Raw genomic sequence first — 15,661 nt, 5'->3', positions numbered from 1 at the left:
TGAAGAATTTAAAATTTCAATCCACGCACTCATATAGAGTGCGACAGAAATAACAATTATTTATTATATTGCTCAAGAGGATTTCAATCCACGCACTCATATAGAGTGCGACCTAAGATTGTCTTTTTTCCAATGTAATAACCTTTGGAATTTCAATCCACGCACTCATATAGAGTGCGACAGCGAAAATACTAAATTTATGGAAATATAATCCTTTTAAATCAATATTTTTACTAGTTTTTATACCTTTTCACTAAAATTCAAGTACATTTTATCCCTATTTTACCACATATCGGTTTTAAAATCGGCTAATTTATGGTGCGGATGATCTAGGGATTTTATGTGCGCTTGGGGTTCGCACTATGATCACTTAAGCCAGAATGTCCCATTCATCCAAATACAACATCAAGCTGCCCACAACCAAAGGTAACATTTCGGCCAATATGTAGATATTGTGCGGCATATAACCATGGAGCAAAGTGGAACATATCTCCCTCAAACGTCATTGCTCCTTGCAAACCACTTAAATCCATTTTTTTATTTCTTCTATTGGAATATCGTCTTATCTCGCTCCAATACAAACCTGATGAAGTCGTTTGTACCGAACTAGATAATTCTCTTACAGTGGATACTGCATCAGAATGTACAAATCCACCATATCGCTCTGTTAAAGCTGTAACTCTCCGGGTGATGCTACGAATAATCGTCGGGAAATCAATTTCTCTCAGTTGCTTCCCATTTCGGCGGATGCGGAGTGGCGTAATCAAATGAATCGAGCATCTCGACACTCCTTTTTTCTCCCAAGTCGGCATTAAATTGCAGGGTGTTGGCTCCCTGCTTATCTCAGAACACCAAATTGTCTCGAGGGTCTCTGCTTGTAAAATATCTATAAGCTCAAAATTCTTTCTATTTACTCCTATCTCAATACACACCTTACGTATCAAAGCTTCGACTACACTGTTGGTATAATGCGTAGCCTTACCTAGCAGAGTAAATTTAAAACAAAGCATGCTTCCTTCATAATAAATTTCCTGATATCTTGGTGGTTCTAAAATATACGGATTAACAATATCTTGTTTGGCACCACCATATCGACGATTTTCAAATATATATTGATAGGCCTCTTCATTATTTCTTGATAATATCCATCCCATCACACCGTGAAGTGTAGAACCAAGAAAACGCGGCAGTCTAACAGATTCACAACATTTCAAGCGAATAAGTAATGGCATATAGGATAATGAAAACAAATCAGAACTAGGCATCTGTTCGCTCCAATGTCACTTGAACTAGACCATGAGGCAATTTCTTTGTCATATCAATAAAAATTGACCCGTTATATTCATCACTATCTGATATTACAGAGAGTATCCGTCCTTTAAAGCCCCCAAGTAGTAATATGAATTTGTTTTTATCAGTTTGTGTTTCATTTATAATGTCCTGTATATTCTCCTTCATTTTCAATAAAATACGTTGATCCTGTTCTTTTCCAACTTGCTCAACGACCTGACTAATTTTTTGGATTAGTTGATGAAGCTTGGTTCTTGTAGCTTGTTCTGCTTTTCTAAAGCAATTACCTATTTCTACCTCATCACAAAATAATTCCCCAAGGTATTTCGAATCTGCACTAAGCATCTCGATAGCGACATTAGGAAAAAACTCATCAATATAGGATTTATTTTTTTTTGAATCATACTGTAATTTCTGCAATGGATATAGTTGAATATCTTTACTATTAATTTTAATATCGTCTACCATTATTCTTTGCTTATTTGATTCCAGGGATAAAGCCCCCTTAATAGATGAGCCTGGAATATAGTATTGTGCCTCTGAAGGTGCATAACACGAATAGGTTCCATATTGGTAGAAGGGATATATGATCCTGACGCCTTCTTTTTTTAAATTCTTAGAAGCTTGTTGTTCTAAATCTTCCATTGTAAAATCGCGTCCCGTTTGAGTAAAAGCGTGTTGTTCTCTTGGTGACAGTACAAGTGTTGATAAGGCCTCTATCCAATATTTATATTTACGAAGTGGATACACCGGCATGCTGTTTCCTCCTATCGAAGTCTAATGGCAATAGAAAAGAGTTTCCAAACACAATATCTCGATCATTAAATGGCGATTGAAGTGAGCGCCCCGCTTTTTTACTACCTTCCGGCAAGAATACAATACTACCTGCATCAATGAAACTAATAAATTTCCTTAGTTTTTCCTTCTCCCATCCTCCTACAAAATCATAAGGACGGCGCTCAGAAGTAAACAATTTCAATGAAGAACATTTGAAATCAATCACTTGAGGCAAAAGCATTCCAAGGTTTAAGTATGCACTGGCCTGCTCCTGCAAATCTATTAATTCATGTTTTATTTGTTCCACTACGAATGTATTAAAACCTTGTGATGCTCTAGCACCTAGAAAGAAAAGCCTTTTCCTTTCTTTAGCTTGGCGTAGAGCTTCCAGTAATTCTACACTCTCAGGGCACTTATCAGCACAAATATAAAATGAAAATTTAGTAATATTCTCGAATTTTCCTTCAGCTGTTTCTTCAACTACATTAACTTCAGGTACAGAATAGACATTGGGATCAAGGCCTGGCATGTCGTATCTAATACTGTCAATAGCCGCATGGATCTGTTGAGAAGACTGTATTGTCACAAAAGGATAGAGATTAGTTGCAATCTTCGGATTGGAAATTATTTTGTTAATCTCCTCCCACTTCATAAAGGATCGCTTTTTTATCGCTTGATACCTCCTTTTGTTTCTTCCTCTATCAGTCTGATTAAGGTGTTGTTTACCCAGTTGATCGATCAAATAAGTTTGCGGCGTTGGATAATAATCAAGAGGAAGCATATTAGATAAAGAGAAAAACAATTTTCCGTCTCTTATCTTTGAAACTAACAAAGTGGCTCTCTCAGATGAATACTGCTCCACATAAAGATAAATTAAAGCGCCAAATATCTTCTGAGAATCGGGAAGCTGAGTAAGTCTTCCTGTTAATGACATCTCGACTTTATACATTACAGTTTCACTCAAATCCATTTCCCTCCTGACTCACTTCTACCTGTACTCTTCCGTAACCACGACTTCCTGAATTGCCTAAACGATATACTCCTGTATTAAACTGGTCGATAGTTTTCTTTATAAATTTTGCAACAATATCCGGCGGAAGTTGTAATTGATTGACCATGTAAAAATGAATCTCTCCTGAAAACTCCACACCTGGACGTATCGTTTTATAGATTCGAGGATTAGCAACTAAATTATCTTTCTTTTTAGGATCATCAATGACTTCTATCGAATTTTTCGAGTCGATAGAGAAGGGATCAACGTTTGTTTCTAATAATCGAAAATCATTAAATATTAATTTCGGTGTGTGATTAAAGCCTTCGATTCCAAATAAATATTCTGCTGATGACTTATGAATCGCTTCTTCATAACGCTTCTCCACTCTATCAAATTCATCCTTCTCCTTCATTTCTTTAATCAATGGCAGATTCTCTTGCTTCTTTGCAAGCAAATACGATTGATAAGCTTGAGTGATTAATTCTGCTTCTTCAAAGCTTTGAGACATCTCCCGCACAATTCTTCTCAAACTTCCCTTAAAAGATGATGCAGGAATATAGGGCTTACCTTCATGATCCGTAACAGTAAACAAATCAATGCCACCAATCTCGAACGTTTTCGGGGAACCACCTATAAACAAATTAGAAAGTGTTGACACTTTTAAATAGATCGTATTAACGCTCATCTTCTAACCCCTTTCGATAATCTATTTTTTTCGTTTTTTTATTTTCTTTGTCCTGATTTTTTTTATTATTATCCGGGTATAAAGATCTGTACCGTATGGATAGCTCGTTCAGCCGATAGAAAATAAGTAAGGAGTCTATATAATCATTCGTCCAAAAATTTGTTTGAGCTCCGATTCTTCGAAAAGCTTTTTCATCGAAGAACAACCCTGGTGGGGCTTTCTTTTCTAATTTCTTTTGGTTCTCCATATCCTCAATCTGTTTCTGAGTCTTATCGTTTACGGATTGAAGCATCTCAGCAACTGTTTCAATTCGCTTCTTATCTATTTTTTTAAAGCGATGGAACATGGAGCTGGAAATTTGTAACCTCCGGTAAGTTTGAACCTTAGCCCCATTAGGAGCTGTATAAATTTCAAACATAGCAAAAAAATTACGGAATTGGCGAATATCATACTCTTTAAACATGCTACTTTTCCTCAAGGAACCACATAAGTTCTGATGATACAAATACCTCAGCGGTTTATTAAATAAAGTGCTTCTTATCCTCTTTTTATTAAAATCAAAATCCGAAATCTTGGCTTCATCACCAGTAATTGCAAAACGCGGATCAGAAAATAGTAACAACATGCGCACATGTCTTTCAAGATATTCTCGTTGTTTGCGTTCAAAAGATAATTCCTTTTCAATCCTTTCCTTGCGATTCGACTGTGTTTTTTCGCTATTTGATTTCTTTATAACTAGCAGTTTCCGCATTAAACTTTCAATAATTAATAATTCGTACTTTCTCAACTTTTCGTTGCTGTTCTCCAAATGCTCCGGTAATAAATGATAGAGAACGGCATTGCTGAATTTATTGTCACTGCTGCAAATCGTTTTATCACTAATCTTGCTTAATAGCCCGTATAAAAAGTGATATGCGGCGAATCCTTCTTGCATCGCTCCTTTTAATAGCCTTACATCATTTTTAAAATAAGTCCACTGCGATTTCTTCTTGTCTGCGTCATAGTCCTCAAAGACATAATCGTTCATACTTATCTTCATATATGAGTACTTTTTAACCTTATCCTTCCTGTCCTGTGAATAAGTCTTAGCCCCATCTAACTGGCGTTGCACTCGCTCATAATAATACCGAATCGGTTCACGGTTGAAGGTAAAATCAATCCCTATGCTCAGTGAAAGATGTGGCAATTTCGTGTTATAATGCTTACTTAGTTGGGTGATCTCGTGATTCAATTGTTGCAATATCTCTTTGCACAATTTGACACCATCTAATAAATGTGCAGTAGTCACCGCGAAAAAGATGTCATCGCCAGCCATATATAATGGATACAGTTTGAAGTCTACGTCCTCCCTCTGGTATTCCATCGTCTTCCTATGTAAATGATCCAAACTTATGAATTTGGACAACAAATCACTAATAGCCTTATAGACCACATAGTCACTTAGTTGCTCAAACAATGCCCCCATACCGTCTAAATCAGCCTTAATGATAGCAATCCGAAAATGATTATCGTTATCCGTCTCTTCTTGGGAATAGAGAGCATTAATGTTGTAAGAAAACGACGGATACTTTTTATCTAGATCAATTGATGATTGAGGTTTATTTCCCTTAGGAACGTTGCAAAACTGAAATAGCGAGTCTCGGTGACTAGCTATGATGTCATTCAGACACTTCTTTTGTCTAAGGCGATCTTTACTCTTTTTAATTGCCTCTAGCTTATCCCGCTTTGTCGAAAGCTTCTTCTCTAGAACAACATATTTGACTAACAGTTGGCCTTTAAATGTTCCATAATACTTTCTGAACAATCGGTCTAATCTCTCAGTGATTAGCTCTTTTTCCAGCGAAGTAGTAAAGATGCACATACCTGAACACACCAATAATTGCTCATCAATATGACCGTTGAATTCCCCATACTTCCCCTCGATTCCAATGTCTTGAAAAAACTGTTTAGATATTAAATGTGAAGAATTAACAATTTCCCGAAGGGTTCCACTGTTGGCCTGATTTTCCTGAGTATACGCTTGCAGCACATAATATAAAAATGTCTGTACTTTATCAATCGATACAGCAACTACAAATTGCTCCATTATGACTCATCCTCCTCGGCATCAAATAGTTTGGCATATGCACGATGTGGAAATAGCAAAGGATTGTTAATCAGCATTAACAATTGGTTTAATTGAAAATTGAAGGTGAGGAGCGAAACAAGGTTGTTATTTTCATCTTTCACCTCGTAATCTTTTAAGTTAATTTCCTCTAAGGAATCCATGCCTCCTATAGTTTTTTTTATAGATTCAGGCTCGATATTATGGAAATTGAGTTTGAAAAACCAGTTCTTTAAATTTCCCCCTACATTGTCCTTAATATTAATTTGTCTTTGCTTATCATTTACAGCACTTAACACAAAATCAAAATATTGTTGCACCTCTTCGTCCACCTCTGATTTCAGAGCACATAAAATACGAATAGGATGTGTAGATTTTTGTGTACACACAGAATCAATGGCTATATTGGTTGCGAATCTCGCAATTGAACCACCAGAAGTTTTTAATCTCTCTAAGCTTTTACACCATTTTTTGATACCTTCTTTATTAAAGCTTTGACTTTTGCATTCCACCACTACAGCAACCGCTTCTATCGGGATAAACTTCAGACGTCCATAGCGGAAAATATACGGGGTATACGTTTCATCCAATATAGCTAAATCGACCTCATTCGAAACATTTCCTTCTGAATCAATAATAAAGACGGAGTGTTCAATCACAAATTTTTTTGGAATGATCATGTCAAATAACTGTCCCCATATATCTTCGCGAGCGGAACCAATACTTGGTCCATGTAGATCTTGTCTCATATAAAGCTGACTCACAATAGATTGCTCAACTTGCCGATAGTTTACTTTAATGTTTCCGATCAACTTCTGTTTACGTTTTTCTTTAGACAAAGGTATCCCTCCAAAAAATACAAAAAATTAGCTATATTGATATATTTCTACATCATTATACCTAATTCCTTCTAAGTAGAACACAATATGCATTTTTAGATGAACAAGCAGTATAAACAAACAACCTACAAAGGTTTTTCTTCTTTACTCTTCCTGAACTCATTCCTCATACTTATATAAAGTGTGACTGGTGAGATTGGTGTGTTTATGTCTCATATAGAGTGCGACGACAGGCAGAAGTCCGAATAGCATGGCACTGATTATTTCAATCCACGCACTCATATAGAGTGCGACGTATTAATACTTTGTTTCTTTTTGTTAAGTGTTCGATTTCAATCCACGCACTCATATAGAGTGCGACAAACATTTCAAACAAGCTTTTGTCAATCGTTTTTTATTTCAATCCACGCACTCATATAGAGTGCGACTGGAAGCTAGAATATTTTATCAAGATCGAGATATATTTCAATCCACGCACTCATATAGAGTGCGACATTGATTGGTTAAGACGAGCGCACGAACCCCCTCACATTTCAATCCACGCACTCATATAGAGTGCGACTTCATGATCATTTCGCCATGTTCATCCCAAAAAGCATTTCAATCCACGCACTCATATAGAGTGCGACCTAGATTCTGCTCTTGCTTCTGCTTCAACCCTGCATTTCAATCCACGCACTCATATAGAGTGCGACCACCGGCAGGCGAATATACAACTACAGTGACCACAATTTCAATCCACGCACTCATATAGAGTGCGACAGCGAAAATACTAAATTTATGGAAATATAAGCCTCTTAAATCAATATTTTCACTAGTTTTATAACTTTTCACTAAAATCCAAGTACATTTTATCCCTATTTTACCACATATCGGTTTCAAAATCGGCTCATTTATGGTGCGGGTGATCTAGGGATTTTATGTGCGCTTGGGGTACGCACTATAATTATTTAAACAGGATTCTTCCTTATCTAAATACAACAGCTAGCTGACTGCAACCATCTGTGTAAAACTAAACCTCACTTTAAAAATTGCTTCTTGTAAGTTTTCAATATGAATGTACATATTATATTACAAAAAAATAACATAAAGTACCCTTTTCGGTAATTTTTTTGGTTAAACATTGTAACATACAGATCGATCTCAGCAGATTGATTGATAATACGGATTATACAATTTTTTGCTCAGCTAATGGTGTGGAGAATCAACTAAAGGGGTGGTAGCGGCCTACTTTAGACTACAATTAGTTATAGCAAAAGCGAAAGGATTCAATCGTATCGACTGCCCTTGCTTCTAAATCCCATACAATTCTGAACACCCAATAAAGTGAAACTTCGTTCAGTGGGGGTTTCGACCCATAGGATGTTCTAGTGCAGACGTTGCGAACTTAGTCAGCTTCCTCCCGCACTGAACGTTAGTTGAACCAATGATGGCCGTTACTGGCTGTTCGATCTCCCGCTTAGACATGACGTGTTCCCTTATTTCTTGAAGTGGGAGTCTTACAAAAGCCCTTTGATGGGGCGAGTAATCACAGCCCCAGTCAGTTACACTGCGATAAAACTTAACAGCATACCAACTAATTAAAAGTGACGAGGTTTAGTATAGCCACATCGCTTTTTGCGTGAATTTTTATTAATAACCTTTTAATTTATTGACCTGATTGAGTAAGGGTTTACCCGCTTGATAACGATCTAGATTTTCTTTAAATAATGTCATGATTCGTCTAAAATTTTGATCAGATAAGTAAGCCTGATGTGGTGAAATAATAACCTGATCCATCTGCCAAAATGGGTGAGACTTAGGTAAAGGTTCTATTTCAAATACATCTAATGCTGCACCTCTTATCTGTCCATCCATTAATCCATCAACTAAATCCTGTTCTACGATGGCATTCCCGCGGCCAACATTAATGATCACAACACCTTCCTTTAACTTGCTTAGGCGTTTCCAGTCTAAAAATCGATCCGTTTCTGGAGTGGCAGGTAAGGCAAGTACAACATAATCTGCTTGTGCTAAAGCATTATCAACTTCGTCCATGGCTACTATGCGATCGGCATAATCATCTGTTACTACAGTTGGATTACGGCGACAGCCTGTTACCTTCATCCCTAAAGCCTTACAACGCTTAGCAATCTCATAGCCAATTTGACCATAGCCAACAATGCAAACTTGTGCATTGAATAAATCTGTTACCGGTGTTTTTTGCCAGATTGTCTTGGTTTGTTGCTGCTTTAAAGTCGGGAGATTTTTAGCAAAGGACAGCATCATCGCTAAGGCATGCTCTGCAATAGGAATTGAGGTACAGCCTTTGGTATTCGTTATCATAATGTCACTATTGATAGTCCGTTCATTTAACAAAGCATCCACCCCCACACTAATGGATTGAACCCACTTAATATTTGGAGCTTGCTCTATAATCGACAGATCATCAATAAAGCCTAAGGTAAAGACAACTTCACATTGACTTATATCAGCACTTGGTATCGGCTCCTTTTCGCCTATTGACCAAGGATCATGAATAACGTGTAAGCTTTTCGTTTTAAATTCCTGTAAATATTGATCAGGGACTGTGGTGCGAAAATAAATTGAGGGCCAATTTTTCTCTGTTTTTGTTACGCTTATAGTCATGCGTTATTCCCCCTAAAATGTATTTTTAAAAGCTCTATAATTCTAATGGTATATATTTAATGATAAAATTTTTTGCATTCTTTGCCATTCATTCGTCAGATAGACTGACATATTTATTTTAAAGTGGTAAGTTATTTAACTAATATTGTAAGAATTTTTTCTCTGCATTCAGCATCTCTTTGTTTGATTTATTCTTTTCTTGTCTTTTACAGAGATCGATGAAACAAATTAAACTCTAATGCTTAGTTAAAATCGATGACGTTTATTTTCCAGCAAAAAAAGAGGACATTGGCTTGTATGACCACGTCCCCTTTTTCTTTATTATGCTCATGCTTGGTTTATTCTTGATTGATCACAGTTTGCCCACCCACACCGATATCATTGTTTTTAAACAAACTATCGAGTTCGTTTCTTCTGTTTCTCTCTAGGCCATCGTTGTTCAGGTACATATTGCTTCATTGTTGTAAATATCAGAGCCCACTGTTCTTCTGTTACAGCCCCTACTGGAAGGCTGTCCTTGATCAATAAATTTTTTCTTAATTTTTTTAATTGTGTATGCGTAAAAATTGTTTTTAACACATCAATAATATCCTGATAAGGATGCTTGAAGGTAAAGTTAACTAGCTTGACAAAATCATGATAATCTTGTTTTGAAATCAGTGGAACCTTGCGCCTTATGATCTTAAGCATCGCTGAATCTACCTTTGGAGCTGGAGAAAAATAATATTTCGATATCGTCTCAACATATTTTAATTGATACCACATCCGCCAAACTAATAGATAACCATCCTTAATGAATGTTCCTGTAAAACGTTTAGCTGCCCCTTTTTCAATAATAATCATTCCATTTTGTAAACGCGTAAATGGATGTAACACCATTTCAAAAATAGGGGTTGTAATCGCATAAGGAATATTAGCAACAAGCTTGAACGGTGCTTTAGGCAGGCTAAATTTCAGAATATCCTGTTGAATAATCCTGACATGGTCACTATGACTAAAGTCAGCCTTTAGTAAGTTTACATGTTGCGGATCATATTCGACTGCAAATATTTGCCCTGCCTTTAAACTTAATGGTTGAGTAAGTGCACCTTTTCCAGCACCAAACTCGACGACTAAATCATTTTTACTTAAATTGGCATGATCAATCATTTTATTAATAACTTTTCGATTATGCAAGAAATGTTGACCTAAATAATTGGGTGTTTTAGCCGGTATTTTCTTTTTAGAACTACGATTTTGTTTCCTTACCACGTATACCTCTCCTTTACTGACTGATGTTATAGACCAGCTGTCTATGATCCAAAGTAAAGGGAGAAGTGTGGTTAATAATTTCATCATATGATAACGATAATCACATGCGCCTTAGCAAATTGCGACCAGATTTTACCGAGCTTCACTTTGCTGAAAATCTGTGGCATCCGCTGGAGGCTTTAGCTTGATTAAACCGGGGTGTTGACCCTAACTAAATTAAACAGGCATTCATCCACCACTTATCGAAGCGGGAGGCTTCTACTGAATAAAGTGAAACTTCGTTCATGGGTTTTTTCTCCATCCCCCATTGAACGTTAGTTGAACGAATTGGGCCGTTACTGGCTATTGGGTCTCCTACTTAGACATGATGTGTTCCCTTATTTCTTGAAGTGGGAATAGCAAGTTACACTGCGATAAAATTAAACGAACCTTCTTAACCAGACCTAAGCTAATTGTCATGAAATTATACATGATGACAAAATAAAAAAAGAAAGACAAAGGAAGTCGTCTTTCTTTTGAGTATAAATAACAAACCTACCATAGATAGGCTGATTAGTTATGATCAAATAATTAGTAATCGGTATTATTAAAAAGGACAGACTTATCCCTCTACTCTGTATCTATAAACAGAGTCTTTGAACGTATTTAATTCGTTAAGCGTTCAAAGCTAGGAAACGAAGTCTCATTGATTGTGTCACTTTTTAATAATCCTCCTTTAATTAAACTATGTCTTTATTATACGGATAGCCTTGGCTAAAGTCAAAATATTTTTTTAACATTATTTGTATTTTTCCTCTAATCGACTCATCCACCGTCCCAAGAGGATTCCCCCTTCAAATAGCAAAGCACAAGCTGCTATTCCCAACCAGCTAAAACCTTGATAGTTTACAGGTATAATCATTATGGTTGAAGCAAAAACAACACCTAAGATAAAATGAAATAATCCCGTATAAGCTTTAGTAAATATATAGTTCATGATCTTTGACAATCCGAACACACACAGCAGTGCCCCCATTCCAATTGGTAGGATAACATTGAGGTCTATGGCTGCAATACCGTCAGACATGGCTTTGTACATTCCCAGATAAATAAGGAAATTTGATGGACTTAATCCAGGAACAATGACCCCTAAACCGATAATAGCCCCTGCTAATGTCCACGTCCAAATGGTTTGATCTACTTGACCATCAATCATACGTTGACCAAACATTAAAAAAAGGAGCATGCCGACAAAGGCGACGATAAGGACATAAATATGTTTTGGTTGACGCTCATACTTCGCAGCCTCCCTCCACAAGGTGGGGATCGTTCCAACGATACAGCCGACAAAGAACCAAAGAATCGGTGTTTCATAATTACCTAATAAAAAGCTAACGGCGAAAGAAAGAATAAACAATCCAGTTACTGCTCCTAATCCAACTGGAAAGAAAAAAAGCACATTTTCTTTAAAGTTTTTTGTCACATTAGCAAGGAATGAGATAATGCGCTCATAAATGCCAAACACCGCTGCTAATGCCCCTCCGCTTACACCAGGTAAAATAAAACCTGATCCAATAAACATACCTTTCACAAAACGTAACATCCACTTAGCTAACCATTTCCTCTCCATAAATACTCCCCTCATAACTTTTAAGCTCTTTAATATTAACATGCTTTTTGGACAAAATCAAAAATATAATTAGGTGTCTTTTGTTAAAAATCTTCAACTGGTATAGTTAAACCATAGGAAAAAGGGGGATTCGATGAAGACATTTGTTAGTACTATGACGGTTATAGTTCTGTTCTTACTCGTAAGTTGTTCAGCAGATCAATATCATGAAGAAGAAGTAACTGTTGGTGTGGACACACCCTACGAACTCGGTGGGACTTTAACGATCCCAACGCAATGGTCCGAGCCAGGACCAGTAGTGCTTTTAGTTCATGGATCAGGACCAAGTGATCGTGATCAAAATGTATTTGCTTATCATATTTTCAAGGATATCGCCCATGGTCTAGCTCAAAAAGGCATTGCATCACTTCGTTATGATAAACGAACATACACTTATGCCGACGGTTTTGATCATAACAGCATAACTGATTTCACTGTTGAGACTGAAACAATAACTGATGCTTTGTTGGCAGCTGAATTACTTCAAAAGGATAAGCGCTTTGATAAAGAACAAATCTATCTGATCGGACATAGTCAAGGAGGTATGCTGGCTCCTCGCATAAACGCTACGGCTGACAATGATTTTGCAGGGCTTATAATTATGGCCGGATCACCTCGTTCATTATGGGAAATTATTTACGACCAAAACCAGGCTGCTTTAGCTGAGATGGATTCTGACAGTGTTCTATATCAACTACACAAAAATCAAATAGACGATGAGTATCAAAAAGCTCTCGCATTAGCGGACACACCGATTGAAGTGATCAAGTCTGAAACGATCTTTGGTATACCAGCTTATTACTTTAAAGAAATGGATCAGTTCAACTCACAAGAAGCCTTACAAAACGCAACTATCCCTCTACTAGTACTTCAAGGAGAGAATGATTTTCAAGTAAATATCGAAAAAGACTTTGGATTATATCAGGAGCTTTTAAAGGATAATCCACAGGCCCGTTTAATAACCTATCCTGATCTTAATCATTTTTTTGTTCGTTCTCAGGGAGAAAACATTGGTACAATTGAAGAGTACCAAGAAGAAGGCGAAATAGATCCACAGGTATTGGACGATATAGCAAATTGGATTTTAAATCATTAATAGTGGAGGAGATATTTATGTACAGAAGCTTTCCGATCATCCTGTTAACTATGATCATCGTCTTAGTCGGCTGTAATCAAGAAAGCGAGGAACCTATTAATCAAGATGACCAGCTAAGTACCTTAGCGGGGAATTTTATTGATCAGCTCAGCTTAGCCAATTATGAAGCAGCGGTTGAATTTTTTGATGAAACAATGGCTACTGAGATACCGGCCGAAACATTAAATTTACTTTGGCAACAATTGACGACAGAAATGGGCGATTTTGATCACTATACTGTAACGGAAATTACCGAAATGGATGGCTATAATGTGGTATTATTAGATGGTCACTTTGAAGATGGGCAGGTCACATTTGTGATTAGCTTTGACCAGCAATCACTAATTGCCGGCTTCTACATTCATTAGAGCATAAATCCTTAAATGTGCAAGTCTTTCATCTAATGATCATGATCAAATTGATAATCGATAATTTTAAGTTTTAATCCAAACCAAAAACGCTCAAATCCAACAAAAAGGACTGAGCGTTTTTTATGAGTGACCCTGAGTGGGATCGAACCACCGACCCCTTGCCTGTCAAGCAAGTGCTCTCCCGCTGAGCTACAGAGTCATAAAATTAGTTAAAGAAACCTTTTACACTTTTATTGCGTCAATTAAATAAGAATGTGTTATTACTATATATCGATCTTAACTAAACGTCAAGTGATTTTGTTATGAAAGGATTTATTTTCATTAACAATTTCGTTGTTTTTTTGATATGATAGAGTTAGACTTTTTGAGATTACTAAAATATCACTGAATGATAAAGTGAAACTTCGTTCAGTGGGGGTTTCGACGGATAGGATGTGCTCGTGCAGACGTTGCGACACGACGTCGCGAACTTAATCAGCGTCCTCTCGCCCCTTACTGAACGTTAGTTGAACCGACCGGGCCGTTACTGGCTGTTGGATCTCCCACTTAGACATGACGTGTCCCCTTATTTCTTGAAGTGGGAGGCTTACAAAAGCCCTTCGATGGGGCAAGTAATCGCAGCCCCAGCCAGTTACACTGCGATAAGCAGCTGAACTCTACGGTGGTTAGCTGCTAAATTCGACAATTTATTGAACGCTACTTTTATAGATTTGGTTTATCAAAAATTACCATTTAATATTTCTAAGAAAATGAGGATAAATATATGCAACAAAAGAAACTACCTATTGATTATACAATGCTCTTTTTAATTGGCTGTTTAGTGATTTTTGGTTTATTTGCCATTTACAGTGGCTCTGGGCAATATGCGAGCCATGATCCAACCACTTATATAAAACGTCAAATTATGTTCTTTGGAATCAGCCTGATTGTTATGGCTGTAATCGCTTATTTTGACTTTGAGCTATTAGAGCGATGGACACTTGTCTTTTATATTCTTGGAATCATTATGCTATTGATGGTTCCTTTTTCACCACTGGGGGTCGGACGAAATGGGGCTGAGCGCTGGATTAACCTTAAATACATCGAACTTCAGCCATCAGAATTTATGAAGATATTCCTTGTCCTTCACATTTCAACAATATTAGCAAAGGCCGGGAAATATCGCTTAAGCTTTCGTGAAAGTATTCCCATCACGTTAAAGATTGGTGCCTATACGGCAATTCCGTTGTTTTTAATTCTTAAGCAGCCTGATCTTGGTACAGCCTTAATGATTATTTTTACCGTTTTCGCGCTTATCTTTACTTCAAGTATTTCACTTAAGATGGTTATGACATTAATCACGATGGGATTAACTGGTATAGGAACATTAGTCTATCTATACTTTAATCACTTCGAGATTTTCACAAAAATTATTGCCGATCATCAGTTAGCACGTATCCTTGGCTGGTTAGATCCAACGGCCCACTCTAGTGGCTATAGTTATCAGACGCAACAGGCATTACTTGGGATTGGAGCAGGCCAGTTAACAGGATCAGGCTTTACCCAAGGCTTTCAAGTTCAAAGTGGACGTGTTCCAGAGGCACAAACTGATTTTATCTTTGCCGTTATCGGTGAGGAATTCGGTTTTATTGGAACTAGTCTATTAGTTATTCTCTTTTTCTTGTTAATCTATCGGATTATTACCATTGCTTTTCACGCCAATTCATTATTTGGCGTCTACATCTGTATAGGAATTATTGGCTTATTTGCTTTTCAAATTTTCCAAAATATAGGGATGACACTTGGACTAATGCCAGTTACTGGATTAGCCTTACCGTTTGTCAGTTATGGTGGAAGCTCTCTCCTCACGAATATGATGGCGATAGGACTGGTGACGAGTGTCCACTTAAGGACAAAAGAATACATGTTTAGTAATGATGAAACGATTCGTTAAGGAGTC

Annotated in this window: 12 protein-coding genes, 1 tRNA gene and 2 CRISPR repeat arrays (1 of these 15 only partly in view); of the genes, 3 read left to right on the top strand and 10 right to left on the bottom strand. The window is 37.0% G+C overall.

Translation table 11 applies throughout. The features are described 5' to 3' along the window. Positions 1 to 181: a CRISPR direct-repeat array (repeat unit 32 nt; unit sequence ATTTCAATCCACGCACTCATATAGAGTGCGAC); it reaches 1,848 nt to the left of the window's first position. Between the two features lie 208 nt (positions 182 to 389). The 9 genes from cas6 to ASE01S_RS11100 all read right to left on the bottom strand — a co-directional run bounded on the left by cas6 (position 390) and on the right by ASE01S_RS11100 (position 12,177). Next, complete coding sequence (cas6, locus tag ASE01S_RS11140; RefSeq protein ID WP_067842135.1) at positions 390 to 1,265, bottom strand: CRISPR system precrRNA processing endoribonuclease RAMP protein Cas6; 876 nt, start codon at positions 1,263 to 1,265, stop codon at positions 390 to 392. Further along, positions 1,258 to 2,046, bottom strand: a complete 789-nt coding sequence (locus ASE01S_RS11135; protein WP_067842133.1) for a hypothetical protein — start codon at positions 2,044 to 2,046, stop codon at positions 1,258 to 1,260. Before ASE01S_RS11135 ends, cas6 begins: the two co-directional genes overlap by 8 nt. After that, positions 2,024 to 3,031, bottom strand: a complete 1,008-nt coding sequence (locus ASE01S_RS11130) for a hypothetical protein (RefSeq protein ID WP_067842130.1) — start codon at positions 3,029 to 3,031, stop codon at positions 2,024 to 2,026. The genes ASE01S_RS11135 and ASE01S_RS11130 overlap by 23 nt, the downstream gene beginning before the upstream one ends. Further along, positions 3,024 to 3,746 carry an RAMP superfamily CRISPR-associated protein gene (locus ASE01S_RS11125; RefSeq protein ID WP_067842129.1) on the bottom strand — a complete coding sequence of 241 codons (723 nt, stop codon included), beginning with the start codon at positions 3,744 to 3,746 and terminating at the stop codon, positions 3,024 to 3,026. Before ASE01S_RS11125 ends, ASE01S_RS11130 begins: the two co-directional genes overlap by 8 nt. After that, a complete protein-coding gene (locus ASE01S_RS11120; protein ID WP_067842128.1) occupies positions 3,736 to 5,832 on the bottom strand; it encodes a Cas10/Cmr2 second palm domain-containing protein in 2,097 nt (698 codons plus the stop codon). Before ASE01S_RS11120 ends, ASE01S_RS11125 begins: the two co-directional genes overlap by 11 nt. Beyond that, the gene (locus ASE01S_RS11115) at positions 5,832 to 6,689 is read right to left on the bottom strand and encodes a DUF6602 domain-containing protein (RefSeq protein WP_067842123.1); all 858 of its coding nucleotides are present in this window, start codon (positions 6,687 to 6,689) and stop codon (positions 5,832 to 5,834) included. The genes ASE01S_RS11120 and ASE01S_RS11115 overlap by 1 nt, the downstream gene beginning before the upstream one ends. A gap of 262 nt (positions 6,690 to 6,951) precedes the next feature. Beyond that, positions 6,952 to 7,451: a CRISPR direct-repeat array (repeat unit 32 nt; unit sequence ATTTCAATCCACGCACTCATATAGAGTGCGAC). A gap of 870 nt (positions 7,452 to 8,321) precedes the next feature. Next, the gene (locus ASE01S_RS11110) at positions 8,322 to 9,317 is read right to left on the bottom strand and encodes a D-2-hydroxyacid dehydrogenase (RefSeq protein ID WP_067842119.1); all 996 of its coding nucleotides are present in this window, start codon (positions 9,315 to 9,317) and stop codon (positions 8,322 to 8,324) included. Between the two features lie 396 nt (positions 9,318 to 9,713). Continuing rightward, a complete protein-coding gene (gene erm, locus ASE01S_RS11105; protein WP_067842116.1) occupies positions 9,714 to 10,568 on the bottom strand; it encodes a 23S ribosomal RNA methyltransferase Erm in 855 nt (284 codons plus the stop codon). A 778-nt stretch (positions 10,569 to 11,346) separates the two neighbouring features. Then, entirely contained in the window at positions 11,347 to 12,177 is an 831-nt protein-coding gene (locus tag ASE01S_RS11100) for a DUF368 domain-containing protein (RefSeq protein WP_067842113.1), read from the bottom strand. A gap of 133 nt (positions 12,178 to 12,310) precedes the next feature. Between ASE01S_RS11100 and ASE01S_RS11095 the strand changes: the two genes are divergently transcribed. Further along, positions 12,311 to 13,312: an alpha/beta hydrolase family protein gene (locus ASE01S_RS11095; protein WP_067842110.1), complete on the top strand. Its 1,002-nt coding sequence runs from the start codon at positions 12,311 to 12,313 to the stop codon at positions 13,310 to 13,312. 17 nt (positions 13,313 to 13,329) lie between these two features. Beyond that, the gene (locus ASE01S_RS11090; protein WP_067842107.1) at positions 13,330 to 13,719 is read left to right on the top strand and encodes a DUF3887 domain-containing protein; all 390 of its coding nucleotides are present in this window, start codon (positions 13,330 to 13,332) and stop codon (positions 13,717 to 13,719) included. A 130-nt stretch (positions 13,720 to 13,849) separates the two neighbouring features. On the opposite strand, the gene ASE01S_RS11085 is transcribed toward ASE01S_RS11090, so the two are convergent. Next, positions 13,850 to 13,921, bottom strand: a tRNA-Val gene (locus ASE01S_RS11085). Between the two features lie 564 nt (positions 13,922 to 14,485). On the opposite strand from ASE01S_RS11085, the gene rodA reads away from it, so the two are divergent. After that, on the top strand, positions 14,486 to 15,655 hold the full coding sequence (gene rodA, locus ASE01S_RS11080; RefSeq protein ID WP_067842104.1) for a rod shape-determining protein RodA: 1,170 nt from the start codon (positions 14,486 to 14,488) through the stop codon (positions 15,653 to 15,655). Positions 15,656 to 15,661: the final 6 nt, after the last annotated feature.

Source organism: Amphibacillus sediminis NBRC 103570, from assembly GCF_001552275.1.
Lineage (GTDB): Bacteria > Bacillota > Bacilli > Bacillales > Amphibacillaceae > Amphibacillus_B > Amphibacillus_B sediminis.
The sequence above is the reverse complement of the archived record's forward strand: the minus strand, read 5'-3'. Positions and strand labels throughout refer to the sequence as shown.